At 59.2% G+C, this 24,629-nt stretch carries 25 protein-coding genes; 13 read left to right on the top strand and 12 right to left on the bottom strand.

Features of this window, described 5'->3' with window-relative positions:
• The first annotated feature begins 22 nt into the window (after window positions 1–22).
• On the top strand, window positions 23–712 hold the full coding sequence (locus tag KGA82_RS19210; RefSeq protein ID WP_223451851.1) for a GntR family transcriptional regulator: 690 nt from the start codon (window positions 23–25) through the stop codon (window positions 710–712).
• A 95-nt stretch (window positions 713–807) separates the two neighbouring features.
• Here the strand turns inward: KGA82_RS19210 and yjiA are convergent, their stop codons facing one another.
• The 3 genes from yjiA to KGA82_RS19195 all read right to left on the bottom strand — a co-directional run bounded on the left by yjiA (window position 808) and on the right by KGA82_RS19195 (window position 4,220).
• The gene (gene yjiA, locus KGA82_RS19205; RefSeq protein ID WP_192228012.1) at window positions 808–1,779 is read right to left on the bottom strand and encodes a GTPase; all 972 of its coding nucleotides are present in this window, start codon (window positions 1,777–1,779) and stop codon (window positions 808–810) included.
• Between the two features lie 162 nt (window positions 1,780–1,941).
• On the bottom strand, window positions 1,942–2,139 hold the full coding sequence (locus KGA82_RS19200; RefSeq protein WP_007895266.1) for a YbdD/YjiX family protein: 198 nt from the start codon (window positions 2,137–2,139) through the stop codon (window positions 1,942–1,944).
• Window positions 2,140–2,153: 14 nt separating this feature from the next.
• The gene (locus KGA82_RS19195; protein ID WP_008028884.1) at window positions 2,154–4,220 is read right to left on the bottom strand and encodes a carbon starvation CstA family protein; all 2,067 of its coding nucleotides are present in this window, start codon (window positions 4,218–4,220) and stop codon (window positions 2,154–2,156) included.
• 158 nt (window positions 4,221–4,378) lie between these two features.
• On the opposite strand from KGA82_RS19195, the gene KGA82_RS19190 reads away from it, so the two are divergent.
• The gene (locus KGA82_RS19190) at window positions 4,379–4,747 is read left to right on the top strand and encodes a PilZ domain-containing protein (RefSeq protein WP_008040322.1); all 369 of its coding nucleotides are present in this window, start codon (window positions 4,379–4,381) and stop codon (window positions 4,745–4,747) included.
• Window positions 4,748–4,842: 95 nt separating this feature from the next.
• Here the strand turns inward: KGA82_RS19190 and radA are convergent, their stop codons facing one another.
• Window positions 4,843–6,210, bottom strand: coding sequence for a DNA repair protein RadA (radA, locus tag KGA82_RS19185; protein ID WP_008028888.1), 1,368 nt, complete (start codon window positions 6,208–6,210; stop codon window positions 4,843–4,845).
• A 654-nt stretch (window positions 6,211–6,864) separates the two neighbouring features.
• On the opposite strand from radA, the gene mscL reads away from it, so the two are divergent.
• Window positions 6,865–7,278, top strand: coding sequence for a large-conductance mechanosensitive channel protein MscL (gene mscL / locus KGA82_RS19180; protein WP_008028892.1), 414 nt, complete (start codon window positions 6,865–6,867; stop codon window positions 7,276–7,278).
• Window positions 7,279–7,325: 47 nt separating this feature from the next.
• On the opposite strand, the gene KGA82_RS19175 is transcribed toward mscL, so the two are convergent.
• Window positions 7,326–8,102, bottom strand: coding sequence for a ferredoxin--NADP reductase (locus KGA82_RS19175; RefSeq protein WP_223451849.1), 777 nt, complete (start codon window positions 8,100–8,102; stop codon window positions 7,326–7,328).
• A gap of 336 nt (window positions 8,103–8,438) precedes the next feature.
• On the opposite strand from KGA82_RS19175, the gene KGA82_RS19170 reads away from it, so the two are divergent.
• On the top strand, window positions 8,439–9,170 hold the full coding sequence (locus tag KGA82_RS19170) for a helix-turn-helix transcriptional regulator (protein ID WP_223451885.1): 732 nt from the start codon (window positions 8,439–8,441) through the stop codon (window positions 9,168–9,170).
• A gap of 150 nt (window positions 9,171–9,320) precedes the next feature.
• Entirely contained in the window at window positions 9,321–10,445 is a 1,125-nt protein-coding gene (locus KGA82_RS19165; protein ID WP_223451847.1) for a methyltransferase, read from the top strand.
• 78 nt (window positions 10,446–10,523) lie between these two features.
• Here KGA82_RS19165 and KGA82_RS19160 read toward each other — a convergent pair whose 3' ends face one another.
• The 3 genes from KGA82_RS19160 to KGA82_RS19150 all read right to left on the bottom strand — a co-directional run bounded on the left by KGA82_RS19160 (window position 10,524) and on the right by KGA82_RS19150 (window position 13,220).
• Window positions 10,524–10,691 (bottom strand): DUF2474 domain-containing protein, encoded by a 168-nt coding sequence (locus tag KGA82_RS19160; RefSeq protein WP_192418926.1) that lies wholly within the window; start codon window positions 10,689–10,691, stop codon window positions 10,524–10,526.
• A 75-nt stretch (window positions 10,692–10,766) separates the two neighbouring features.
• Entirely contained in the window at window positions 10,767–11,774 is a 1,008-nt protein-coding gene (cydB, locus tag KGA82_RS19155; protein ID WP_008028900.1) for a cytochrome d ubiquinol oxidase subunit II, read from the bottom strand.
• Window positions 11,775–11,777: 3 nt separating this feature from the next.
• Window positions 11,778–13,220 (bottom strand): cytochrome ubiquinol oxidase subunit I, encoded by a 1,443-nt coding sequence (locus KGA82_RS19150; RefSeq protein ID WP_008040295.1) that lies wholly within the window; start codon window positions 13,218–13,220, stop codon window positions 11,778–11,780.
• 480 nt (window positions 13,221–13,700) lie between these two features.
• On the opposite strand from KGA82_RS19150, the gene KGA82_RS19145 reads away from it, so the two are divergent.
• The 3 genes from KGA82_RS19145 (at window position 13,701) to KGA82_RS19135 (ending at window position 15,605) form a co-directional block, all read left to right on the top strand.
• On the top strand, window positions 13,701–14,939 hold the full coding sequence (locus tag KGA82_RS19145) for an MFS transporter (protein ID WP_207285513.1): 1,239 nt from the start codon (window positions 13,701–13,703) through the stop codon (window positions 14,937–14,939).
• An 86-nt stretch (window positions 14,940–15,025) separates the two neighbouring features.
• Window positions 15,026–15,304, top strand: a complete 279-nt coding sequence (locus tag KGA82_RS19140) for a type II toxin-antitoxin system RelE/ParE family toxin (protein ID WP_223451840.1) — start codon at window positions 15,026–15,028, stop codon at window positions 15,302–15,304.
• Between the two features lie 13 nt (window positions 15,305–15,317).
• On the top strand, window positions 15,318–15,605 hold the full coding sequence (locus tag KGA82_RS19135; protein WP_207285512.1) for a HigA family addiction module antitoxin: 288 nt from the start codon (window positions 15,318–15,320) through the stop codon (window positions 15,603–15,605).
• Window positions 15,606–15,611: 6 nt separating this feature from the next.
• On the opposite strand, the gene KGA82_RS19130 is transcribed toward KGA82_RS19135, so the two are convergent.
• The gene (locus KGA82_RS19130; protein WP_008028906.1) at window positions 15,612–16,163 is read right to left on the bottom strand and encodes a DJ-1 family glyoxalase III; all 552 of its coding nucleotides are present in this window, start codon (window positions 16,161–16,163) and stop codon (window positions 15,612–15,614) included.
• 66 nt (window positions 16,164–16,229) lie between these two features.
• Window positions 16,230–16,676, bottom strand: coding sequence for a DUF4879 domain-containing protein (locus tag KGA82_RS19125; protein WP_008028908.1), 447 nt, complete (start codon window positions 16,674–16,676; stop codon window positions 16,230–16,232).
• Window positions 16,677–16,898: 222 nt separating this feature from the next.
• On the opposite strand from KGA82_RS19125, the gene KGA82_RS19120 reads away from it, so the two are divergent.
• The 5 genes from KGA82_RS19120 (at window position 16,899) to KGA82_RS19100 (ending at window position 21,813) form a co-directional block, all read left to right on the top strand.
• Window positions 16,899–18,194, top strand: coding sequence for an NCS2 family permease (locus KGA82_RS19120; RefSeq protein WP_008028910.1), 1,296 nt, complete (start codon window positions 16,899–16,901; stop codon window positions 18,192–18,194).
• A complete protein-coding gene (gene trmA / locus KGA82_RS19115) occupies window positions 18,191–19,270 on the top strand; it encodes a tRNA (uridine(54)-C5)-methyltransferase TrmA (protein ID WP_008028912.1) in 1,080 nt (359 codons plus the stop codon). Before KGA82_RS19120 ends, trmA begins: the two co-directional genes overlap by 4 nt.
• A 190-nt stretch (window positions 19,271–19,460) precedes the next feature.
• A complete protein-coding gene (locus tag KGA82_RS19110; RefSeq protein ID WP_008028916.1) occupies window positions 19,461–20,372 on the top strand; it encodes a LysR family transcriptional regulator in 912 nt (303 codons plus the stop codon).
• 140 nt (window positions 20,373–20,512) lie between these two features.
• Entirely contained in the window at window positions 20,513–20,953 is a 441-nt protein-coding gene (gene aroQ / locus KGA82_RS19105; protein WP_008028918.1) for a type II 3-dehydroquinate dehydratase, read from the top strand.
• Between the two features lie 5 nt (window positions 20,954–20,958).
• Window positions 20,959–21,813 (top strand): shikimate dehydrogenase, encoded by an 855-nt coding sequence (locus tag KGA82_RS19100; RefSeq protein ID WP_207285507.1) that lies wholly within the window; start codon window positions 20,959–20,961, stop codon window positions 21,811–21,813.
• 88 nt (window positions 21,814–21,901) lie between these two features.
• Here KGA82_RS19100 and KGA82_RS19095 read toward each other — a convergent pair whose 3' ends face one another.
• Together KGA82_RS19095 and quiC are read right to left on the bottom strand one after the other, a co-directional pair.
• Window positions 21,902–22,579 carry a TetR/AcrR family transcriptional regulator gene (locus KGA82_RS19095; RefSeq protein ID WP_192228022.1) on the bottom strand — a complete coding sequence of 226 codons (678 nt, stop codon included), beginning with the start codon at window positions 22,577–22,579 and terminating at the stop codon, window positions 21,902–21,904.
• Window positions 22,580–22,681: 102 nt separating this feature from the next.
• Complete coding sequence (quiC, locus tag KGA82_RS19090) at window positions 22,682–24,583, bottom strand: 3-dehydroshikimate dehydratase QuiC (protein ID WP_223451839.1); 1,902 nt, start codon at window positions 24,581–24,583, stop codon at window positions 22,682–22,684.
• Window positions 24,584–24,629 lie beyond the last annotated feature (46 nt).

Genomic DNA, 24,629 nt, shown 5'->3' with positions numbered 1-24,629 from the left:
CTCTTGGAACCGGAGACAGGCCATGAACAGCTTCGCTTCAGCGCAAACTCTTGTTGCCCTGCCCTTTCCCGCGCCGACGGATGATCTCTACTCGCGAGTCTTCGACGCCATTCTTGAACAGCGCATCGATGCGGCCAGTCGCTTTACCGAAGAAAGCCTGGCGCAGATGTTCGGCGCTCGCCGCAGTGACATGCGCGGGGTGCTGACGCAGCTGTCCCATCAGCAGATCATCGTGTTGCGCACTCACCATCGCCCCCGAGTCGCTGCGCTCGATCATGAGCAAGTCCGGCAGACGCTGCATGCGCGGCGGCTGACCGAAACCACGGTGGTGCGGCTGGCGTGCCAGCAGCCCCGTGCGCAAGGCTTGAAGTGTCTGCGTGGGTTGATTGATCGCGAGCGCCAATGTGCCGCGCATGGCTCGGCGATCAGGTTGGCGGGGGCGTTTCATCTGCAGCTGGCCGAAATGGCGGGGAATGCACCGTTGGCGCATTTTCTGGGCAGCCTGGTGCCACTGACTTCGCTGGCGATTGCGCAGTTTGATGTATCGGCGGAGGGTTATTGCGATTGGCGGGTGCATTCCGCACTTCTGGATGCGGTGGCGCGTGGGGATGCGGTGAAGGCGGTCTCGCTGCTGAGCGGGCACCTGGATGATCTTGAGGAAATACTGCTGAACCCAGGACTTGGGCTTAGTCAGGATCGTGTTGCTGGTTAGACCGCTTTCGCGGGCAAGCCTCGCTCCTACGGATATCACCGACTGTAGGAGCGAGGCTTGCCCGCGAAGGCGTTATCACTGACGAACGAAACGATTCAATCCGCCGCCACCCGCGCAAACCCCTCGCGGATCTTCTCTTCCGGCAATTCATCGGCAATAAACACAATCACACTTTCCCGCGCCTCGCCCTCTGCCCACTCCGTGTCCCAGTCGAAGCCATACAACTTCAGCACCCCCTGAAACACCATGCGCCGCGGCTCGCCAAGGATGTTCAGCACGCCTTTGTAGCGCAGCAACTGCTTGCCATGCTCTTCCAGCAGTTCGTTCATGAATTCGCTGAGCTTGTCGATATCCAGCGGCTTGTCGGTGCGCAGCACCAGGCTGGAAATGCGGTCGATGGAAGGCGCTTTGCTGACTGGGCGCAAACTCACGCCGCCACCCAGGTCGGCATTGAGGTTGAAGCCGCGCACATCGAGCAGTTCGGCCAGATCGATCTGGCCGTGGTCGACCACGCGAATCGGCGCGCGACGGTTGATACGGGTCAGGCGCTCGCTCAACGCGGTGAAGGTCGACTCGTCCACCAGATCGCGTTTGCTCACCAGCAAGCGGTCGGCAAAACCAATCTGCGCCTGGGCGATGGTTTGGGTCAGGTGTACGTCGGCGTGCGCTGCATCGACCAACGTGATGATGCCGTCGAGGATGTAACGCTCACGCAGTTCTTCGTCGATGAAGAAGGTTTGCGCCACCGGTGCCGGATCCGCCAGGCCGGTGCACTCGATCACCAGACGGTCGAAGGCGATTTCGCCACTGTCCAGGCGTTCGAGCAACAGGTAGAGCGCCTTGGTCAGGTCGGTGTGGATGGTGCAGCAGACGCAGCCGTTGGACAGCGTCATCACCTGCACCGGCTCGTCGCCCAACAGTTGGGTGTCGATGCCGGCGTCACTGAATTCGTTTTCGATCACGGCGATTTTCAGGCCGTGCTCGGCTTTGAGCAGGTGGCGCAACAGCGTGGTCTTGCCGGCGCCGAGGAAGCCGCTGAGGATCGTGACGGGGATGGGAGAGGACAACTGGAGTCTCCTGCTTTACAGAATTAGAAAACAACATAAAACAAATGTGGGAGCTAGCCTGCTAGCGATGGCGGACTGTCAATCAACAGTGATGTTGAATGTTCAGCCGCCATCGCCAGCAGGCTAGCTCCCACAGGGATTGCTGTTAACCCGACAACCGGGTCAACAGCACTTCGGCCCACCCTTGCCACCGTAACGGGCTTCCTGACGTTCCCGAAAGAACATTTCGTAGCTCATCACCGGTTTGTCCGGGTGTTTGGTCTGCATATGCTCGACGTAGTTGTCGTAGTCGGGCATGCCGACCATCAGGCGCGCGGCCTGACCGAGGTATTTACCGAGGCGACTCAGGTCATTGAACATGCTGCAATCCTCGATTACGCGTCCGGCAAGGCCTGGAATGGTGATTCTTTATCCGTACGCTCTTTTTTACCCCAGGCGGCAATGCCGACCTTGAGTGCATAGAACAGGATACTGAACACCACGAACAGGAACAGCGCGGTCAGCGTTGCGTTGGTGTAGGCGTTGAAAATCACGTGTTGCATCTGGGTGATGTCCTTGGCCGGGGCGAGGATCTGACCGTTGGCCAGCGCATCGCTGTATTTTTTGGCCAGCGACAGGAAGCCGATCGCCGGGTTGGCGTCGAACAGCTTGATGAAGCCGGCAGTGGTGGTGCAGATCAGCAGCCAGACTGCAGGCAGCATGGTCACCCAGACGTAGCGTTGGCGTTTCATTTTGATCAGCACGACGGTGCCGAGCATCAGCGCGATACCGGCCAGCATCTGGTTGGAGATGCCGAACAGCGGCCACAAGGTGTTGATGCCACCCAGCGGATCGATCACGCCCTGATACAGCAACCAGCCCCACATCGCCACACAACCGGCGGTGGCGATCAGGTTGGCGGTCCAGGATTCGGTGCGTTTCAGCGCCGGCACGAAGGAGCCGAGCAAGTCCTGCAACATGAAGCGACCGGCACGGGTGCCGGCGTCTACCGCTGTCAGGATGAACAGCGCTTCGAACAGGATCGCAAAGTGGTACCAGAACGCCATGGTGTTTTCACCCGGCAGGACACTGTGCAGGATCTGCGCAATACCGACCGCCAGGGTCGGCGCACCGCCGGCGCGGGCCAGGATGGTGGTTTCACCGATGTCCTTGGCCACCGTTTGCAGCGCTTCCGGGGTAATTGCAAAGCCCCAGCTGCTGACAGTTTGTGCAACCGCGACCACGTCACCACCGACGACGGCCGCCGGGCTGTTCATGGCGAAATACACGCCTGGCTCGATCACCGAAGCGGCAACCATCGCCATGATGGCCACGAACGATTCCATCAACATGCCGCCGTAACCGATGTAACGGGCGTTGACCTCGTTATCCAGCAGTTTTGGCGTGGTGCCGGAGGAGATCAGCGCGTGGAAACCCGAGACCGCGCCACAGGCGATGGTGATGAACAGGAACGGGAACAGGCCGCCTTTCCATACCGGACCGGTGCCATCGATGAACTGGGTCAGCGCCGGCATTTTCAGCTCGGGCATGGTGACCAGGATGCCGATCGCCAGCGCGATGATGGTGCCGATTTTGAGGAACGTCGACAGGTAGTCACGCGGCGCCAGAATCAGCCACACCGGCAACGAGGCGGCCACGAAACCGTAACCGACCAGCATCCAGGTGATCTGCACGCCAGTGAAGGTGAAGGCTTTGGCCCAGACCGGGTCCGCGGCAATCTGCCCGCCGAGCCAGATCGAACCGAGCAGCAACAGCACGCCGACGATGGAGATCTCACCGATGCGGCCCGGGCGGATGTAGCGCATGTAGATGCCCATGAACATCGCGATCGGGATGGTCGCCATCACCGTGAAAATACCCCATGGGCTTTCGGCCAGGGCTTTTACGACGATCAGCGCCAGCACCGCGAGGATGATGATCATGATCAGGAAGCAGCCGAACAGCGCGATGGTACCGGGGATGCGGCCCATTTCTTCACGGACCATGTCGCCCAGGGAGCGGCCGTTGCGGCGGGTGGACATGAACAGGACCATGAAGTCCTGAACCGCACCGGCCAGCACCACACCGGCAATCAGCCACAGCGTGCCGGGCAAGTAACCCATCTGCGCCGCCAACACCGGACCGACCAACGGCCCCGCGCCAGCGATGGCCGCGAAGTGGTGACCGAAGAGAATGTGTTTGTTGGTCGGGACGTAGTCCAGACCATCATTGTTGAGCACAGCGGGGGTGGCCCGTCGTGAATCGAGTTGCATCACGTTGTTAGCGATGAACAGACTGTAATAACGGTACGCAACCAGATAAATGGCCACGGCAGCGACCACAATCCACAAGGCGTTGATTGCCTCGCCTCGACGCAATGCCACTACGCCAAGGGCGCACGCTCCTACGATTGCCAGCAGCAGCCAGGGTAGGTGGCGTAGCGGGCTATTATTATTTTTCATTTTTTTATTCCAGCCAGGGTGGACAAGAAAGACAGCCACCCCGAGTTTAGCTCTCCTGACGGCAAAGGCCATACCCGACATTGGTCTAGACGCCCGTGTCAGCTGGCAGGCTTTGACAATGCGGGTCTATAGTCAGCGGACATTAAGAGGAATAAGACATGAGCGAACACCCTGCCAATCGCCGCCGCTTCAAACGTATTGCGTTCGATGCCCGAACCGAGCTTTGCCAAGGGGAATTCATCTGGCCAGTGAAGCTGATTGACTTGTCGCTCAAGGGAATACTGATCGAGCGACCCGAGCCGTGGCTGGGCGACCCGAAAAAGATGTTTTCTGTCGACATTCATCTCAGCAAGGACTTTGACATCAAGATGGATGTGCAACTGACGCACGACGATCCTCGCCATTTGGGATTCGTTTGCCGATACATCAGCCTGGAATCCATCGAGCGGCTGCGGCGATTGATCGAGCTCAATCTGGGGGATCCGCAGGAGCTGGAGCGCGAGTTGGGCGCACTTATAGAGGTGTGACCCTCCCTTTGTAGGAGCCAGCTTGCTGGCGAAGGCGGCCTCAAGAACAACTCAAGGCCCCTTCGCCAGCAAGCTGGCTCCTACAAGGATTGGGGTTATTCGAACAGGGCGTCGAGGGCCTGTTCGAGGCGGGTCACGGCAATAATCTGCAATCCCGGCGGAGACTCCTTCGGCGCATTGCCCTTGGGCACGATGGCCCGTTTGAAGCCGTGCTTGGCCGCTTCTTTCAAGCGTTCCTGCCCGCTCGGCACCGGACGCACTTCGCCAGACAAACCGACTTCGCCGAACACCAGCAGGTCATGGGGCAATGGCCGGTTACGCAAGCTGGACATGACCGCCGCCATCAGCGCCAGGTCGGAAGCGGTTTCCAACACCTTCACGCCGCCCACCACGTTGAGGAACACGTCCTGGTCGTGGGTCGGAATGCCGCCGTGTCGATGCAGAACCGCCAGCAACATCGCCAGTCGGTTCTGATCCAGCCCCAACGTGACCCGACGCGGGTTGGCCAGATGGCTGTCATCCACCAACGCCTGAACCTCCACCAGCATCGGTCGGGTGCCTTCCCACGTTGCCATGACCACACTGCCCGGGACTTCTTCCTGTGCACGAGTAAGAAAAATCGCCGAAGGATTGGAGACTTCTTTCAAACCCTTGTCGGTCATGCCGAACACGCCCAGTTCGTTGACCGCGCCAAAACGGTTCTTCACCGCCCGCAGCAAGCGCAAGCGACCGTCGGATTCGCCCTCGAAATACAGCACGGTATCGACCATGTGCTCCAGCACGCGCGGTCCGGCCAGCGCACCTTCTTTCGTCACGTGGCCAACCAGGAAAATGGCTGTGCCACTCTGTTTGGCATAACGCACCAGCAAGGCTGCGCTCTCCCGCACCTGGGACACGCCTCCCGGTGCCGATTGCAGCTGTTCAGTGAAAATCGTCTGAATCGAGTCGATCACCATGACCTTGGGCTTTTCGACCCGGGCGGTGGCTATGATGGTTTCGATGCAGGTTTCGGTCATGACCCGCAGTTGATCCTGCGGCAATCCCAGGCGTCGGGCGCGCATGGCCACTTGCTGCTGGGACTCTTCGCCCGTGACGTACAACGCCGGCATGCTCTTGGCGAGGTTGCACAAGGTTTGCAAGAGGATGGTTGATTTGCCGATGCCCGGATCACCGCCGATCAAAACCACCGAACCGTCCACCAGCCCGCCACCCAGGACGCGATCGAGCTCACTGGAGGCGGTGGAAAAGCGCGGTATTTCTTCGACGCTGACTTCGGCCAGGGTCTTGATCTGTGCCTGTTGGCCGGTCCAGCCGGTGCGGCCGCTGGGGGCTGCGGCACCGCCGCTCTCGACCATGGTTTCGGTCAAGGTGTTCCAGGCCCCGCACTCGCCGCACTGGCCGGCCCACTTGGGGAAGGTTGAGCCGCACTCGGTGCAGCCGTACATGCGCTTGGCCTTGGCCATCTGAACTCCCGGCAAAAACCGCGATGATAGCTCAGCTGGGCTGGATCAGTGCGACGGAGTTGCCCAATGGAATTGTGCGGCAACTTGTTCGATTCTCGAGACAACGACAGCGTTGCAACTTTCATAACTTGTACAACGCGCAGCCAAATTAACTCGACCAACGTTAAATCCAAAACTCACAAAGCTGTACAACTCTTAACACTCTGTAAATTTAACGTACAACATCACCCAACAATCCAAGAGTTTAATGCTGACAATCAAACCGATGGCTTTACGGCATCACGCACCCTGTGTTTTTCCAGCCACTATTTTGCGAGCCAAGAACTTATACTTGAAGTTAACCACTGTAAAACTTATAGCGCACTTCCCATTACGCTCAACAAGTCGCTCCTGCGACGCACGCACTTTTGATGACTGCCACCACCTCCATCGCTGATCAGCGCAAGCGACTGAATGATGAACACCCCCCTTCAGATGGATAGCGGGCACACACCTGAAAAACGCAGATCAATGCACCAATGATGGCATTTTGAAAACTTTTTACCGTTGCCCCGGTCGATAGCAGGCAAGCGCTGTAAGCAGTTGTTTCGGGCAAGAACCATTTGGCTGATTTACACTGCGTTACCAACCTCATCTGTAACAAGGAAATAACCTATGGGCGTGCTAAATGAGTTCAAGGCCTTCGCGGTAAAAGGCAACGTGGTCGACATGGCCGTCGGTATCATCATCGGTGCCGCCTTCGGCAAGATCGTTTCGTCGTTTGTCGGCGACGTGGTCATGCCGCCAATCGGCCTGCTGATCGGTGGGGTGGATTTCAGTGATCTTGCCATTACGCTCAAGGCCGCCAGCGGCGACGCCCCCGCAGTGGTGCTGGCGTATGGCAAATTCATCCAGAGCATGATCGACTTCATCATCGTCGCGTTCGCGATTTTCATGGGCGTCAAAGCCATCAATCGCTTGAAGCGCGAAGAAGCCGTTGCGCCCACCCTGCCGCCGGTTCCGACCAAGGAAGAAGAGCTGTTGGGTGAGATTCGCGATCTGTTGAAGGCCCAGAACAATCGGCCTTAATGATCCGATGCGGATAAAAAAACGGCGCCTTCGTGGCGCCGTTTTTTTTACCAGTAATTTTCCACCGCCACGTGCCCGGGGCGTCGGCTGAGACTCAAGTGCATGTCACGCTGTTTCAGCAGTTTTCGCGTGTCATCGATCATCTGCGGGTTGCCACACAGCATGCCCCTTGAATGCTCGGCCGTCAGTGCCACGCCAGCTGCCCGCTCCAGTTCGCCACTTTCTATCAAGGTGGTGATCCGGCCATTCAAGGCACCGGGATGCTGCTCGCGGGTGACGGTGGCAATGTACTGAAACTTGTGCGCGTACTCGGCCAGATAGTCACGCTGCGTCAATTCCGCGATCAGTTCCTGATACGCCAGCTCCCGGGCTTCGCGCACGCTGTAGACCAGGATGATTCGCTCGAATCTCTCCCAGACCTCGAAGTCCTGCAGGATCGACAGAAACGGCGCAACGCCCGTACCTGTGGATAACAACCAGAGATCCCGCCCGTCGATGAAGCGATCAAGCGTCAGGTATCCAAAGGCCTGGCGGTCAACCAGCAGCGTATCGCCGACGCCCAGCCGACTCAGCTCACTGGTGAACTCGCCCCCCGGCACCACGATGGAAAAGAATTCGAGGAACTCGTCATAAGGCGAAGAAACCATGGAATAGGCGCGCCAAACAACGCTGCCGTCAGCCTTGGTCACGCCCAGACGGGCGAATTGCCCCGCACGAAAACGAAAACCCGGATCCCGCGTCGTGCGCAGGGTGAACAGGCTCGGGGTCAACGGCTTGACGTCGAGCAGGGTCTGGCGCGTGAATTTTTCTGCACTGGCGGTCATGGGGCGCTCCATTCAACAGATAGCATCCAGTGTCCCGCAAAGCGGGGAAAACAAACACCGACGATTTGTAGTGCCTTTTATTATCAACCTGAACATTACAAATAGTACTTGATCCTTTTAGACGTACCATTCAGTTAATAAAACGGTTAATGAAATTAAACTCAACATTCAAAACCCGCCGCATTTTTAAAAACCCCATTAGAACTTGATATTTATTTTTTAAAGCGTAGTAAAGCCAAAAAATCTCACCTTTAAGTAGGATTCATCCTACACTCGGCTCGTGCAGGATTTTGGATCCAATCAGCACCCCGGCAGATTGTAAAATGGAGATACATGATGGAGCGGTGGAAGGAATCACAACTCAACCAACTATCGAGCACGAAGCATATTGATGCCGCGTACCCGATCGCACTTGAATTCACGAAAAACATCGGGTTTAAATTTTTCGCTTTTTCAACTACTTATCAAACAAAAAACAACCAGCTCAACACTATCCGGCACAACAATTACCCAGCCATCTGGAACAAATATTATGAACAGAAAAACTTAAGCTCGGTGGACCCGGTAGTGGCTCATTGCAATCACTCAATGTTGCCGATTATGTGGAGCGAAACTCTTTTCTCCAAGGTTCCCTCCCTGTGGGAGGCCCTGGAAACGCATGGTTTGCAGCACGGCTGGTCACAATCGCTGCATGACGAAGAGAGCGGCCTGTGCAGCATTCTGAGCCTGGCAAGGAGCCATTGCCCGATCACGGCCCTGGAGCTGTATGAAAACCTCGGTTTCTCGGTATTCATGTGCCGTCATCTTCATGCGCTGATCGCGCAATCGCTGCCCAAAAAAATGCTGAAAGCACCCGCTGCGCATTTATCTCCACGGGAAATCGACGTATTGGAACTGGCGGCAGCCGGCAAGACGGCTGAAGAAAGCGCGCGAATTCTCAACCTGAGCGCACGGACCATCCATTTCCACATTCAAAGCGTGATTTTGAAACTCGGGGTCAGCAACAAGATTGCGGCAATCATCGCTGCAATCAAGGCCGGCTACCTCAACAGCACCTCGATACGTTGATCGATTAAAACCTGCGAGTAACGTACCATTTGCGACTCCTCCTGAGTGATGACGTGTGAACCTCCACGACGCAGTACACTCGGATGGTCTCGCCCGCTACAACGCCCCTGGGCCGCGGGATACCCGTTGATTTACCCAGAGCCCCGCCCCATGCCTTTGCTCGAAACAACCTTCGCCCGCCTCGACCTGATCCGCCAGCCAGAACAGCAGAACGAACCGCTGCAAGCGTTTGATGCCGCCGACGAATACCTGCTCAATCATCTGGCCGACCAACAACCGGGCGCGAACACTCGAGTGTTGGTGCTCAACGACAGCTTTGGCGCATTGGCTGCCAGCCTCGCGGGCAAGGTTCAAGTGACCAGCAGCGGCGACTCGTTCCTGGCCTTTCAGGGCCTGGAAAAAAACCTGATCCGTAACGCTCAGGCATTTGATGCCGTGCCTCGCGTGCCTGCCAGCGAAGCGTTTAGCGGCCCGTTTGATCGGGTCCTGATCCGCGTACCGAAAACCCTGGCCTTGCTGGAAGAACAACTGATCCGTCTGCAAAGCCAACTGGCGCCCGGCGCCCAAGTGATTGCCGGCGCGATGATCAAGCATCTGCCACGCGCCGCCGGAGATTTGCTGGAGCGCTACATCGGCCCGGTTCAAGCCTCGCTGGCGGTGAAAAAGGCTCGACTGTTAATGGCCACCGCTGAAGCGAAAGCCCCCGCGACGTCGCCCTACCCGACTCGCTATCAGCTCGATGCGCCGGCGATTGAACTGCTCAACCACGCCAATGTGTTCTGTCGCGAAGGGCTGGATATCGGTACCCGAGCCTTTTTGCCGCACTTGCCGACAAACCTCGGCGCGGCACGGGTCGCGGATCTGGGCTGCGGTAACGGCGTTTTGGCCATTGCCAGCGCTCTGCAAAACCCGCAGGCACACTACACGCTGGTGGACGAATCCTTCATGGCCGTGCAATCGGCCGCCGAAAACTGGCGCGCGGCGCTGGGTGACCGGGACGTGATCGTGCGTGCCGGGGATGGTCTGGCCGGACAGGAACCGCAGTCACTGGACGTGGTGCTGTGCAACCCCCCGTTTCACCAGCAACAAGTCGTGGGCGATTTCCTCGCCTGGCGGATGTTCCAGCAAGCGCGCGAAGCGCTGGTGGTGGGCGGCGCGCTGTACATCGTCGGCAACCGTCATCTGGGTTATCACAGCAAACTGGCGCGGTTGTTCCGTGGCGTCGAACAAGTGGCGGCCACACCGAAGTTCGTGATCCTCAAAGCCCGAAAATAATCCCGGACAAAAAAAACCCTCCAGCGCAGGAGGGTTGTAAATCCGTGCCGCAAGGCATCGGGATGGGATTTTGCGAATTCAGTGGGTCGACAGGCCTGCGGCATTCATGAACATGCGCATCAGGCTCGCAACGATGAACAGCGCCACCACACTGCCAGTCCAGATCATCGCCAGCCAGCCGAGCCGCTGCCAGAGCGGCTTTTTCTCTGCCGCCTGGATTTCTTCCAAAGTGTGTTTACCAGTCATGGCGTTCCAACCCTCCTCTTCAAGGTTGATGGCGTCAGTGATGACGCCATCGCGAGCAAGCTTGCTCCTACAGGATTAGTGGTAACCATCTTCATGGGTGACCTTGCCGCGGAACACGTAGTAGCTCCAGAAGGTGTAACCCAGGATGAACGGGATGATGAACAAGGTGCCGACCAACATGAAGCCCTGGCTTTGCGGCGGTGCGGCGGCGTCCCAGATCGAGATCGACGGCGGCACGATGTTCGGCCACAGGCTGATGCCCAGACCGCTGTAGCCGAGGAAGATCAGCACCAGCGTCAGCAGGAACGGCGTGTAGTGCGCATTGCGAGCCACGGCGCGGATCAAGCCGTACATGGTCACCAACACCAGAATCGGCACCGGCAGGAACCAGAACAGATTCGGCAACGTGAACCAGCGCGCGGCGATTTCCGCGTGAGCCAGCGGCGTCCAGATGCTGACGATACCAATCACCGCCAGCACCACGAACGCCAGCGGCCGCGCCAGGTTGTGCATCTGTTCCTGCAACTTGCCTTCGGTTTTCATGATCAGCCAAGTGCAACCGAGCAGCGCATAAGCCACCACCAACGCCACGCCGCAGAACATCGTGAACGGTGTCAGCCAGTCCAGTGACCCGCCGGCAAACTGGCGGTTGACCACCGGCAGCCCATCGATGAACGCACCCAACGCGACGCCCTGGAAGAAAGTCGCGGCGATGGAGCCACCAATGAACGCCTTGTCCCAGAGGTGGCGCTTGTCGTCCTTGGCCTTGAAGCGGAACTCGAACGCCACGCCGCGAAAGATCAGCCCGATCAGCATGAAAATCAGCGGCAGGTACAGCGCCGAGAGCACCACCGAATACGCCAGCGGGAAGGCGCCGAACAGCGCCGCACCGCCCAGCACCAGCCAGGTCTCATTGCCGTCCCAGACCGGTGCGACGGTGTTCATCATTACGTCACGGTCGGTCTTGCCCGGGATGAACGGGAAGAGAATCCCGATCCCCAGGTCGAAGCCGTCCATGACCACGTACATCATGATGCCGAAGATGATGATCACGGCCCAGATCAGCGGAAGATCAATACCCATGACTCAAATCTCCTTGGTCAGGCTGGGGCTGTGGTCGTTTTCGGCGCCATCATCGTCAGCCGCAGACAGGGGACGCGCCGGTGTGCGTTTCTGGCCGGGACCACCGTCGTTGGTTTCCTTGCCTTCGTCGATCTTCGGCCCTTTGCGCACCAGGCGCATCATGTAGCCCAGACCGGCACCGAACAGCGCGAAATAGACCACGACGAACAGGATCAGCGTGATGCTCATCTGCATGAAGCTGTGATTGGAGGACGCGTCCGCCGTGCGCATCAGGCCGTAGACGACCCAAGGCTGACGACCGATTTCAGTGGTAAACCAACCGGCGAGGATCGCGATCAGGCCGGACGGCCCCATCCACAATGCCAGGTACAGGAACGGTCGCGAGGTATACAGCTTGTCGCTTTTGCGCAGCCACAGGCTCCACAGACCGGTAAAGATCATCAGCATGCCCAAGCCGACCATGATCCGGAACGACCAGAACACGATGGTCGAATTCGGCCGGTCTTCCGGCGGGAACTCCTTGAGCGCCGGCACCTGTTTGTCCAGCGAGTGCGTGAGGATCAGGCTGCCCAGGTACGGAATCTCGACGGCGAACTTGGTCCTCTCTTCTTTCATGTCCGGCCAGCCGAACAGGATCAGCGGGGTCGGTTCATCGCCGTGGTTTTCCCAGTGGCCTTCAATCGCGGCAATTTTCGCCGGCTGATGCTTCAACGTATTGAGACCGTGGAAGTCACCGATGACCGCCTGAATCGGCGCGACGATCAAGGCCATCCACATGGCCATCGAAAGCATGGTACGGATCGCCGGGTTGTCTTTGCCGCGCAGTAAATGCCAGGCCGCCGAGGAACCGACGAAGAATGCGGTCGCGACAAACGCGGCCGTCGCCATGTGCATCAGGCGGTACGGGAACGACGGGTTGAAGATCACCGCCAGCCAGTCGGTTGGAATGACCTGGCCGTTGACGATTTCGAAGCCCTGCGGGGTCTGCATCCAGCTGTTGGACGCGAGAATCCAGAAGGTCGAGATCAGCGTGCCGATGGCGACCATGACCGTGGCGAAGAAGTGCAGATTGCGCCCGACCTTGTTCCAGCCGAACAGCATGACCCCAAGGAAACCGGCTTCAAGGAAGAACGCGGTCAGTACTTCGTACGTCAGCAACGGCCCGGTGACGGAACCGGCGAAGTCCGAAAAGCGGCTCCAGTTGGTGCCGAACTGATAGGCCATGACCAGCCCGGAGACCACGCCCATGCCGAAGTTGACGGCAAAGATCTTCGACCAGAAGTGGTACAGATCGCGGTAGGTGTCGTTATTGGTTTTCAGCCACAGGCCTTCGAGTACCGCCAGGTAACTCGCCAGACCAATGGTGATGGCCGGGAACAGGATGTGGAACGAGATGGTGAACGCGAACTGAATTCGGGCGAGATCAAGCGCCTCCAAACCGAACATAAGTCTTCCTCTGTCAGGTAATACCGGCTGAAGGCTTGCGGCCTACACCCACGGCCCCCACGAATAGGAGTGTGGCGAATTTGAATTCGTTCTTCTTTTTACAAACATCACACGTAGGGAGTCTGGCCATCTGGCCACCAGATCAATTCCGCAAAGGCCTTGATCTGGATCAAGCATGGGTAAAAGAGTAGTCCGGTTTTTGGCGATGGACGGTGTGGTCTTTTGCCGCGTGACAGGTTGCCTCATAGCCACAGTCATAGCTGGCAACACATTCCTGTGGGAGCGAGCCTGCTCGCGAAGAGGTGTGTCAGGCGACATGGGTATCGACTGATACGCCGCCATCGCGAGCAGGCTCGCTCCCACAGGGGATTTCAGGGATTTCGGGATCGGTGTCTAGCTAACTAAATTTCCCGTCTCTGCAACTTCTGGTTACAGGTTGGTGATAATCTCGGGCCTCCCCTCGCTCAAGATCTGCCTCCGATGCCCAGCCAAGCGCCTTTGCTGTTACGTCATCACCGCCCTTTCATCGCGTTCTGGCTGGCCCGGGTGTTTACCGCCAGCGGCTTTCAGATGCTCACCGTGGCCATCGGCTGGAACCTCTATCAACTGACCGGCAACGTGCTGGATCTGGGCCTGGTCGGCCTGGTGGAGTTTGCCCCGCGCGTGCTGTTCATGTTGCACACCGGGCATGTCGCCGACCGCTACGACCGGCGTAAAGTCGCGGCGATCTGTCAGTCGCTGCAAGCCTTGATTGCCTTGACGTTGGCGATTGGCGGCGCCACCGGCCATGTCACCCGGGAAATGATCTTCATCCTCGCGTTTCTGCTCGGCGCCGCGCGTTCTTTCGAGATGCCGACCACCCAGGCACTGCTGCCAAGTATCGTTCCCTCCGCGCTGTTCCCCCGCGCCGTTGCCGCTGCACAGTCCGCCCAACAATCGGCGACCATCGTCGCGCCGGCCCTCGGCGGCTTGCTGTATGCCTTTGGCAGCGTCTGGGTCTACGGCCCGACCGTGATTCTCTATGTGATCGCCTGCCTGCTGATGCTCAACCTGCCCGCGCGGCAAACGCCATTGAACAAAGGCAAGGCCACCCTGGATTCGCTGCTGGCGGGTATCCGCTTCATTCGCAGCCGACCGGACATTCTCGGGGCGATTTCTCTGGATCTGTTTGCCGTGCTGCTCGGCGGCGCGACGGCCTTGCTGCCGGTGTTTGCCAAGGACATTCTGCTGACCGGGCCATGGGGCCTGGGCTTGTTGCGCTCGGCTCCGGCAGTGGGCGCGTTGCTGATGTCGCTGTGGCTGGCGCGGTTCTCCGTGGATCGCAAGGTCGGTCGGGTGATGTTTACCGCCGTCGGTGTATTCGGCGTCGCGACCATTGCGTTCGGCCTGTCCACTTCATTCTGGTTCTCGCTGGCGGTGCTGGTCGTATTGGGCGCAGCAGACATGATCAGCATGGTGATCCGCGCGTCCTTCGTGCAACTGGAAACCCCGGATGAAATGCGTGGCCGGGTCAGCGCCGTCAACGGCCTGTTTATCGGCGCTTCGAACCAGCTGGGCGAATTCGAATCCGGTCTCACCGCCCATTGGTTCGGCACCGTGCCGGCGGTGGTCATGGGCGGCATCGGCACGCTGGTGGTGACCGGGGTCTGGATCAAACTGTTTCCGACCCTGGCCAACCGGGATCGCATGCATGTGCCAGTGGAAGAAGCCAAGGTTTGAAATACTGAGGCAGAGCACAAATTTGCCGACCAGGTGCAATACATAGATAGTGCATTGAGTGTAATGTAACGCCTTACACTCAACCCATGATCAAATCCTTTCAGCACAAAGGCCTTCGCGGTTTCTATGAAACAGGTTCGACGCGTGGAATCCGGGCAGACCATGCAAAGCGTCTGTCTCGGATGCTGCAATTCATGGACCGCGCAATGGCACCGGGTGACCTCGATTTACCGGGATGGCGATTACACCCGCTCAGGGGCGAATTGGCCGAGTTCTGGTCACTGAGCGTTTCAGGAAACTGGCGGGTTATTTTTCGTTTTATCGGTTCGGATATCGAGTTGGTCGACTATCTGGACTACCACTGACAGGAGGCAGGACATGCCCATGCACAACCCGCCACACCCTGGCGAAACACTGTTGATGGACGTCCTGCCCGAACTGGGCATCAGCGTGACGGAACTTGCCCGGCATTTGGGGTTTGCACGCCCTCACCTTTCGCGGGTGCTGCATGGCCATGCGCCGATCAGTCCAGACCTGGCAGTCCGTCTGGAGCGGGCCGGAATTGGTAAGGCGCGGATATGGCTAGGGGTTCAGACCGACTACGATCTCTGGCAAGCAGAGCAGCGGGAGCAACCGGTCATCAAACCCCTCGCCGTTCACGCCTGACACGTTCTAAACCACCAACTCCCCCGCCACCGTCGCACGCATGGCCTTGCCGCAAAGTTGTTCCACCAGTGTCAGGGCAAACTCCAGTGCGCCCCCGGAACCTTGAGCGGTCACGCAGTTGCCGTCGACCACCACCGGTTGATCGACGAAGTTGCAACCCGACAGTTGATGGCTGGCAGTCGGCAGGCACGTCATCCGCCGTTGACGCAGGACGCCAAAGGCCTGAAGTGCCAGGGCCGGGGCTTCGGCGATGCCGGCGAACAGACGGCCGGCTGCCGCCTGATCCTTGATCAATTGCTGCAAAGGTTGATGGCCGGCCAGATGTTGCGCGCCGACGGCACCGCCAGGCAGCGCGACCAGGTCGAACGGCTGGGCCAGCAAATCCACCAGCATTGCATCGGCCGTCACGCGGGTGCCGCGGGCACAGGTGAGCATGCGCCGGCCCTCGATGCTGGCCACCACCACTTCAACCTTGGCGCGGCGCAGCACATCGATCAGCGTCACGGTTTGCAGGTCATCGATGCCCTCGGCGAGGGTAATCAGGGCTCTAAAGGTCATGGGCGCAATCCACAGAATGATCTTTAAAGCGTAGTCAGCTTTCCTGCCCCTTGTTCGAGCCGGCCGTTACTTGATGTAAAGCTGCGTCGACAGCGTGTTGCCCGGCGCATTGATGGACGTGTTGCTGAAGGTGAACGTGCCTTCTTGCTTGCCGGCCAGATCGAAGACATACAGATAGCCCACGGTTTTTCTGCCGACGGTGCAATCGGTCAGGTTGCCGTTATCAAAGGCGCAGATCGGGGTTCGGGTGCCGTCCACATCAAAACCGTCCAGCCCGACTTGCGCCTTGCGGCCATAGCCGACTTCCAGCACGTAGATCTTGATGTTCGGCCCGCTGTGATCGCAGCGTGTTGCCTCCTGCCCCTCGCCAATGTCCTCAAACCCACAGGCCGGCGACTCGACCTTGAGCACCTTGACCTGGCTCAACGGCGCCGCCGAGGCAGCCGAAGCGGTTTGCGCCCCCAGCATCAAGGCAATCAATACTCCAAATACGTTAACCAGACGCTTTTTCATGCAATCCCCATGTCCCCCAAAACCAGCGCGCAGTATGGCGCACTTGGCTTTAACGCAAAACATCGACGACGATCACCACCATAAGCAGCCACAACCCCACGCGGCTGGTATGATGCGCGGCTTTTTCCGACCCACAGAAAATTACCAGGCGCCTGCAGCGGTCTGTGCTTTGCTGTTGAGGTCGATACATTCACGGCGCCGGGCGCGCCACGGGGAGCAGACATGCTGGAAAGGCTGTTTCAACTCAAGGCACACAACACCAACGTGCGGACCGAGATTCTTGCGGGCGTCACGACCTTCCTGGCCATGGCCTACATTCTGTTCGTCAACCCGAGCATCCTCGGCGAGACCGGCATGGACAAAGGTGCGGTGTTTGTCGCCACCTGTCTGGCAGCCGCCATCGGCTCCACGACCATGGGCCTGATCGCCAACTACCCGATCGCCCTCGCACCGGGCATGGGCCTGAACGCCTTCTTTACCTACACCGTGGTCCTGCACATGGGCCACACCTGGCAAGTGGCACTGGGCGCGGTGTTCATCTCGGCAGTGTGCTTCTTCCTGCTGTCGATCTTCCGCATCCGGGAATGGATCATCAACAGCATCCCGCTGCCGCTGCGTTCGGCGATTGCTGCCGGTATCGGCCTGTTCCTGGCGCTGATCGCCCTGCACAACGCCGGCATCGTGGTCAGCAATCCGGCGACCATGGTCGGCCTCGGTGACCTGAAACAACCGGCACCGATCCTCGCCACCCTGGGTTTTGCCCTGATCGTTGCCCTTGAAGCCCTCGCCGTGCGTGGTGCGGTGCTGATCGGGATTCTGGTCGTGACCATTGCGTCGATTGCCCTCGGTTTCACCCCGTTCGGCGGCGTGATGTCGATGCCGCCATCGCTGGCGCCGACCTTCCTGCAACTGGACATCAAGGGTGCACTGGACATCGGTCTGGTCAGCGTGATCTTCGCCTTCCTGTTCGTCGACCTGTTCGACAACTCCGGCACCCTGATCGGCGTCGCCAAGCGCGCCGGCCTGATGGGCAAGGACGGCCACATGCCGAAAATGGGCCGCGCGCTGATCGCGGACAGCACCGCGGCCATGGCCGGTTCGTTGCTGGGTACGTCGACCACCACCAGCTACATCGAATCCGCAGCAGGCGTGAGCGCCGGTGGCCGCACCGGTCTGACGGCCATTGTGGTGGCGATCCTGTTCCTGCTGGCGCTGTTCTTCTCGCCACTGGCCGCCAGTGTTCCGGCATTTGCCACGGCGCCGGCACTGCTGTTCGTCGCAGTCCTGATGACTTCCGGCCTGGCCGAAATAGACTGGGACGACATCACCGTTGCCGCACCGGTCGTGGTCACTGCGCTGGCCATGCCATTCACTTACTCCATCGCCAACGGCATCGCCTTCGGTTTCATTTCCTGGACCGCCATCAAGCTGCTGTCCGGTCGCGGCCGTGAGCTGAACCCGGCGCTGGTGATTCTGTCGATTCTGTTTGTGATCAAGTTGGGTTGGTTCAACGCATGACTTTTGATTCCCAGGCTTACACCGTTCAGCTCGAAGAAAAGGTCTCGCGCCTGCGCGACCTGCTGGCCCCGTTCGATGCACCGGAGCCGGCAGTGTTCGATTCGCCGCTGAAGAACTTCCGCCTGCGTGCCGAATTCCGCCTGTGGCGTGAAGCCGGCGAGCGTCACTACGCGATGTTTTCCCAGGAAGACAAACGCACGCCGATCCTGATCGAAGAGTTCCCGATTGCCAGCCTGCGCATCAATCAACTGATGCCGCAGCTCAAGGCCGCGTGGAAAGCCAGTGCGGCCCTGAGCCACAAGCTGTTTCAGGTGGAGTTCCTGACCACCCTGGCCGGCGATGCGATGATTACCCTGTGCTATCACCGCCCGCTGGATGAACACTGGCACGCGGCGGCATCGAAGCTGGCAGCCGACTTGAACGTCAGCGTGATCGGTCGCTCGAAAGGCAAACGCGAAGTGATCGGCCATGATTACGTGGTCGAAAAACTGGAAGTCGGTGGCCGCACGTTCAGCTACCGCCAGCCGGAAGGCGCGTTCACCCAGCCCAACGGCACCGTGAACCAGAAGATGTTGAACTGGGCTTACGACGCACTCGGCGACCGCCCGGACGATTTGCTGGAACTGTATTGCGGTAACGGCAACTTCACTCTGCCGCTCGCGACCCGCGTACGCAAAGTGCTGGCCACCGAGATCAGCAAGACCTCGGTCAACGCGGCGCTGAGCAACCTCAGCGAAAACGCGGTGGATAACGTCACGCTGGTGCGCCTGTCCGCTGAAGAGCTGACCGAAGCCCTGAACGAGGTTCGCCCGTTCCGTCGCCTGCATGGCATCGACCTCAAGAGCTACGAGTTCGGCAGCGTCTTCGTCGACCCGCCTCGCGCCGGCATGGACCCGGACACCTGCGAGTTGACCCGACGCTTCGACAATATCCTGTACATCTCCTGCAACCCGGAAACCCTCGCGGCCAACATCGCCCAGTTGCACGACACCCACCGCATTACCCAATGCGCAATGTTCGACCAGTTCCCGTGGACTCACCACATGGAATCCGGGGTGTTGTTGACCCGTCGTTGATTGCTGCTGAGCAATACAAAACAGCCGTCATTTCGACGGCTTTTTTGTGCGTGCTCATTCGGTGAGATATGGCATGCGCGGACCAGCAAGGCTTCCAGCGGCACCCAGGAGCAAAAATGGTAAGCAATCCTTTCCGCAATTTGATAAACACTGCATCAGGCCCTCCATTTGATCCCCGGTGTAATCAATCATGCAGCGAACATTCGACGATCTTCAGCTCGGCAGCATCGAACTGTTTTGCCTCGCCGCCGAAGCGGGCAGCTTTACCGCCGCCGCGCTGGTCGCTGGCGTGACGCCGGCAGCGGTGAGTCGGTCCGTGTCGCGCATGGAGGAACGCCTGGGCGTGCGGCTGTTCGCGCGCACCACTCGCAGTGTCAAACTGACGGATAGCGGGCGCCGGTATTACGAAGAATGTCGTCAGGCGCTGGCGCAATTGGTCGAGGCTCAGCGCGAAGTGATGGGCCAGCAGCAAGAGCCTTCAGGCACCTTGCGCATCAGTATTCCCACGACGTATGCGCATCACCGGATCCTGCCGTTGCTGCCGGCGTTTCGGGAGCGTTTTCCGCAGGTGAAAGTCGAGTCGCACATCAGCAATCGCAACATCGATTTCGTCGGTGAAGGCTATGACCTGGCCATCCGCGTGCGGGCGATTCCGGATTCCGGGCTGATCGCCCGGCAACTGGAGGACGCGCAATTGGTGATGATCGCCAGCCCCGACTACCTGAAGCGCGCGGGCACGCCGCAAACCCTGGATGACCTGAAAAATCATGAATGCATCCAGTACGATTTGCCCAGCAGCGGTCGGCGGATTGCCTGGCTGTTCAACGACGATGGCGTGCAGCGCGAAATCCTCGCCGAGGGCGATCTCAGTTGTTCCGACGACGTGCTGGGCGGTGTGACCCTGGCCAAACATGGGGCGGGGCTCTTCCAGACTTATCGTTTTATCGTCGAAAAAGAGCTGGCCGATGGCTCGCTGGTGGAAATCCTCAAACCTTACGGCGGACGGTCACGACCATTCACCCTGCTTTACCCGCAAAGCCGCCATGTGCCTCTGCGATTACGGGCGTTTATTGATTTTCTGATCGAGCATTTGCCGCGTTGAGATGCCGAAACCGTCCGATCACCGCACACTAACCTCCGTCTTGGCGCCTGTTCAATTGACCAAATTAACCATCTAGTACAATTTATCTCCACAGGCTGGAACATCAGCCCATGCCAAAAATAATATGTGGAGAGACCCTGATGAACCCTATCGTTCTGGTGCTCAACGGCCCGAACCTGAACTTGCTTGGCACCCGTGAACCGGCAACCTACGGCCACGAAACCCTGGCGGATATCGCAGCGTTGTGCGGCCGGGCCGCCGAAGAGTTCGGCCTGGCGGTGGAGTTTCGCCAGACCAACCATGAAGGCGAACTGCTCGACTGGATTCACGCCGCCCGCGGTCGTTGCGCCGGGATCGTCATCAACCCCGCCGCCTGGACTCACACCTCGGTCGCCATTCGTGATGCCCTGGTCGCCAGCGAATTGCCGGTGATCGAAGTCCACCTGTCCAACGTCCATGCTCGTGAACCTTTCCGCCACCACTCCTTTGTTTCAGCCATTGCCACCGCAGTAATGGCCGGTTTCGGCAGCCACGGCTATCGCCTGGCGCTGGAGCATTTCAGCCTGCGCTTGAAAGGGTGAACGCCGTGACTCAGAACAACGCGGTACTGGCCGGGCTGATCGGCGCCGGCATTCAGGCGTCCCGTACGCCCGCACTGCATGAACATGAAGGCGACGCCCAGGGTGTGCGTTACCTCTACCGCCTGATCGATCTCGATCAGTTGAAACTCGACAGCAGCGCCCTGCCCGACCTGTTGATGGCGGCGGAACGTATGAACTTCACCGGCCTGAACATCACCTTTCCGTGCAAGCAGTCGATCATCCCCCTACTCGACGAATTGTCGCCGGAAGCCCGCGGTATCGGCGCGGTGAACACGGTGGTGCTGAAGGACGGCAGACGCATCGGCCATAACACCGATTGCCTGGGTTTTGCCGAAGGTTTTCGCCGTGGCTTGCAGGGCGTTGCCCTTGAGCGTGTCGTCCAGATGGGCGCCGGTGGTGCCGGGGCGGCAGTGGCCCACGCGCTGTTGAGCGAAGGCGTACAGCGGCTGAGCATTTTCGATGTGGAAATCAGTCGCGCGCAGAGTCTGGCGGACAATCTCAATCAGCATTTCGGCGCTGGTCGAGCCGTGGCGGGTCATGATTTGCCGAACACGCTGGCTCAGGCTGACGGCCTGGTAAACACCACGCCCATGGGCATGAAAAAACTGCCTGGCATGCCGGTCCCGGTGGAGTTGCTAAGGCCACAGTTGTGGGTGGCAGAGATCGTGTACTTCCCGCTGGAAACCGAACTGCTGCGCAACGCCCGCGCCTTGGGATGCCGGACACTGGATGGCGGCAACATGGCGGTGTTTCAGGCGGTGAAGGCGTTTGAATTGTTCAGCGGCGTGGTGCCGGATGCACAGCGAATGCTGGCGCATTTTCAAAGCATGAATAGCTGAAAAGCTTCGTCGGAATGCCGCCCAGACCAAGCCTCGCTCCTACAGATCAACGCAAAACCTGTAGGAGCGAGGCTCGCCCGCGAAGGCGTCAGGCCTGCAGGTATCGCAACACCGACTCGCAAATCATCTCTCGATGACGCTGCTTGATGCTTTCGTCCGGCAGGTCGATCTGAAAAATCTCACCAAAAGTATGGCGGTTCGACACGCGATAGAAGCAGAACGAACTGATCAACAGATGCACATCCAAGGGCTCAAGCCCCGCCCGGAACACACCCTCTTCAACCCCGCGACGCAATATCACGCCCAGTGAATCAAGAATGGTGTTGTTCATCGCCTTGATCGCATCGGAGCGCTTCACGAATTCGGCATTGTGAATGTTCTCGATGCTGACGATGCGCACGAAATCGACATTGCGATCATGGTGATCGAAGGTGAATTCCACCAGCCGCCGAATCGCCTCCACCGGCGCCAGTTCGGCCAGGTGCAGGCGGTTTTCGGTGCTGCGGATATCGCCGTAGAGCTTCTCCAGCACCTCGATGTAGAGCTGTTCCTTACTGCCGAAGTAGTAATAGATCATGCGTTTTGAGGTGTGGATACGCTCGGCGATCGCATCGACGCGAGCGCCGGAAAGCCCCTGCTGGACGAACTCTACAATGGCCTCTTGAAGAATGTTCTCGCGGGTCTTTTCCGGGTTGTTCTTGCGACTCTTGCGTGGCTCGGCCAAGGGTTCGTCGGGCGCTACGGAGAGTTCTGATGTCATTGTCATTGCGGGCTCACGGCCATCACTGCACAGGCTGGCGATTATGAGCCGCACGGCACAGTGAAGGAAGCCGCGCGGCAGCGGTTTAACCTCGCGTTTACGAAATTGCTACAACTTCGCCTGACGAATGGCGCCGCTGCGGGATTTGGCCATCGCCGCCAGCCGCACCGCCACGTTGGCCGCGCCGTAACCGGCATAGCCGTTCTTGCGCTGGATGATTTCAAAGAAGAACCGCCCTTCGAACGGCTCGGTGTAAACGTGGAACAGCTCACCGCCCTGGGCATCACGGTCGTACAGCACGTTGTAATAAGCCAGTTCGCTGAGGAATTCGTCGTCGAAATCGAACCGTGCCGCCAGGTCATCGTAATAGTTGAGCGGGATATCCAGCAGCGGTACGCCCGCCTCCTTGGCCCGACGGACTTCGGCAAAGATATCGTCGCAGTCAAACGCGATGTGATGCACACCGGAGCCGCGATAACTCGACAGCGCGTGTGAGATCGCGGTGTTGCGGTTCTCGGAAATGTTCAGCGGCAAGCGGATCGAACTGTCGCGGCTACGCAGTGCCCGGCTCTTTACCAGACCATACGGATCGGGCAGCACCACTTCGTCATCGGCCTCGAAATCCAGCAGGCTCTTGTAGAACAGCACCCAACTGTCGAGGCTGTCGGCCGGCAGCGCCATGGCCATGTGGTCGATGCGCTTGAGGCCACCGCTGGCCGTTTCCGTCGGTTGCAGATTGAAGTCGGTGCCGTAGACGTCGGCGTCCTGGTCCACTAGGTAAATCAGGCTGCCATCCGGCGCGCGCACCGCAGCCAGTTCCAGCTCATTGGGGCCGACCAGTCCGCGATAAGGCTGACCTTTGTAAGCCACGGCCCGGGCCAGCGCGCTGGCGCTGTCGTTGACCCGCACCGCAGTGGCGCAAAGCGACGGGCCATGAGCTTCGAAAAAGCTGTGGGCAAACGAGTAGGGCTCGGAGTTGAGAATCAGGTTGATGTCGCCCTGACGCATCAGGCTCACGCTTTTTGAACGGTGTTGACCGGCCTTGACGAAGCCCAGCCGCTCCAGCCAATGAGAAAGTCTGGCGCCGAGGCTTTCGTCCACGGCGAACTCAAGAAATTCGATGCCGTTGTATTCACTGGCCTTCGGCGTCTCGAACAGAATGTCCGGGCTGGCCGCAGGTTTGGTTTCCTGCGCCAGCCGCTCGCGGGTCTTCTCTTCCAGGTACAGCAACGAACGTAAACCGTCGGCGGCGTTGGCCCGTGGCGGTACGGCGCGGAAGCCGTCGTTGAAGATCTCGAGCGACAACGGCCCGGTGTAGCCACTTTTGATGATCGGTGCGAGGAACCCCGGCAAATCGAATTCGCCCTGGCCCGGGAAGCAGCGGAAATGCCGGCTCCATTCCAGCACGTCCATGGCCAGGATCGGCGCGTCGGCCATTTGCACGAAGAAGATTTTGTCGCCGGGAATGTCGGCGATGGCACTCGGATCGCCCTTGAGCGACAACGTGTGGAAACTGTCCAGCAACACGCCCAGACTTGGGTGGTCCGCCTGGCGAACGATGTTCCATACCTGTTGCCAGGTGTTGACGTGCCGGCCCCAGGCCAACGCCTCGTAACCGATTCGCAGACCACGCGCACCGGCGTGCTCGGCCAGCAGGCGCAAGTCGTCGACGAGGATTTGCTCATCACCCACGGAATCGGCGGAAGCGTTGCTGCACACCAGCACCAAGTCAGTGCCCAGTTCCTGCATCAGGTCGAACTTGCGCTCGGCCCGCTCCAGATTGCGCGGCAGGCGGTCGCGGCGGCAGCCTTCGAAATCGCGGAACGGTTGAAACAGCGTGATGGCGATCCCGAGATCGGCGCACATCTGTTTAATTTCCCGAGGACTGCCGTCGTAATAGAGCAGGTCGTTCTCGAAAATCTCCACCCCGTCGAAACCGGCGGCGGCAATGGCTTCGAGTTTTTCCGGCAGGGTACCGCTCAAGGACACGGTGGCAATGGAACGCTGCATGTTTCGACTCCCGGTGGTGGAGACTGTCTTGTTAGAGGTTTTGTAG

The sequence above is a fragment of the Pseudomonas sp. BF-RE-22 genome (assembly GCF_019956155.1).
Taxonomy (GTDB): Bacteria; Pseudomonadota; Gammaproteobacteria; order Pseudomonadales; family Pseudomonadaceae; genus Aquipseudomonas; species Aquipseudomonas migulae.
The sequence above is the reverse complement of the archived record's forward strand: the minus strand, read 5'-3'. Positions and strand labels throughout refer to the sequence as shown.

Coding starts and splice junctions, on each gene's coding strand:
- KGA82_RS19150 (WP_008040295.1), bottom strand. CDS start 13,220: ATGTTCGGTTTGGAGGCGCTTGATCTCGCCCGAATTCAGTTCGCGTTC.
- quiC (WP_223451839.1), bottom strand. CDS start 24,583: ATGCAGCGTTCCATTGCCACCGTGTCCTTGAGCGGTACCCTGCCGGAA.
- KGA82_RS19170 (WP_223451885.1), top strand. CDS start 8,439: ATGGAGCGGTGGAAGGAATCACAACTCAACCAACTATCGAGCACGAAG.
- KGA82_RS19165 (WP_223451847.1), top strand. CDS start 9,321: ATGCCTTTGCTCGAAACAACCTTCGCCCGCCTCGACCTGATCCGCCAG.
- cydB (WP_008028900.1), bottom strand. CDS start 11,774: ATGGGTATTGATCTTCCGCTGATCTGGGCCGTGATCATCATCTTCGGC.
- KGA82_RS19190 (WP_008040322.1), top strand. CDS start 4,379: ATGAGCGAACACCCTGCCAATCGCCGCCGCTTCAAACGTATTGCGTTC.
- KGA82_RS19140 (WP_223451840.1), top strand. CDS start 15,026: ATGATCAAATCCTTTCAGCACAAAGGCCTTCGCGGTTTCTATGAAACA.
- KGA82_RS19095 (WP_192228022.1), bottom strand. CDS start 22,579: ATGACAATGACATCAGAACTCTCCGTAGCGCCCGACGAACCCTTGGCC.
- KGA82_RS19120 (WP_008028910.1), top strand. CDS start 16,899: ATGCTGGAAAGGCTGTTTCAACTCAAGGCACACAACACCAACGTGCGG.
- trmA (WP_008028912.1), top strand. CDS start 18,191: ATGACTTTTGATTCCCAGGCTTACACCGTTCAGCTCGAAGAAAAGGTC.
- KGA82_RS19110 (WP_008028916.1), top strand. CDS start 19,461: ATGCAGCGAACATTCGACGATCTTCAGCTCGGCAGCATCGAACTGTTT.
- KGA82_RS19175 (WP_223451849.1), bottom strand. CDS start 8,102: ATGACCGCCAGTGCAGAAAAATTCACGCGCCAGACCCTGCTCGACGTC.
- mscL (WP_008028892.1), top strand. CDS start 6,865: ATGGGCGTGCTAAATGAGTTCAAGGCCTTCGCGGTAAAAGGCAACGTG.
- KGA82_RS19160 (WP_192418926.1), bottom strand. CDS start 10,691: ATGACTGGTAAACACACTTTGGAAGAAATCCAGGCGGCAGAGAAAAAG.
- KGA82_RS19195 (WP_008028884.1), bottom strand. CDS start 4,220: ATGAAAAATAATAATAGCCCGCTACGCCACCTACCCTGGCTGCTGCTG.
- KGA82_RS19125 (WP_008028908.1), bottom strand. CDS start 16,676: ATGAAAAAGCGTCTGGTTAACGTATTTGGAGTATTGATTGCCTTGATG.
- radA (WP_008028888.1), bottom strand. CDS start 6,210: ATGGCCAAGGCCAAGCGCATGTACGGCTGCACCGAGTGCGGCTCAACC.
- aroQ (WP_008028918.1), top strand. CDS start 20,513: ATGAACCCTATCGTTCTGGTGCTCAACGGCCCGAACCTGAACTTGCTT.
- KGA82_RS19130 (WP_008028906.1), bottom strand. CDS start 16,163: ATGACCTTTAGAGCCCTGATTACCCTCGCCGAGGGCATCGATGACCTG.
- KGA82_RS19145 (WP_207285513.1), top strand. CDS start 13,701: ATGCCCAGCCAAGCGCCTTTGCTGTTACGTCATCACCGCCCTTTCATC.
- KGA82_RS19200 (WP_007895266.1), bottom strand. CDS start 2,139: ATGTTCAATGACCTGAGTCGCCTCGGTAAATACCTCGGTCAGGCCGCG.
- KGA82_RS19135 (WP_207285512.1), top strand. CDS start 15,318: ATGCCCATGCACAACCCGCCACACCCTGGCGAAACACTGTTGATGGAC.
- KGA82_RS19210 (WP_223451851.1), top strand. CDS start 23: ATGAACAGCTTCGCTTCAGCGCAAACTCTTGTTGCCCTGCCCTTTCCC.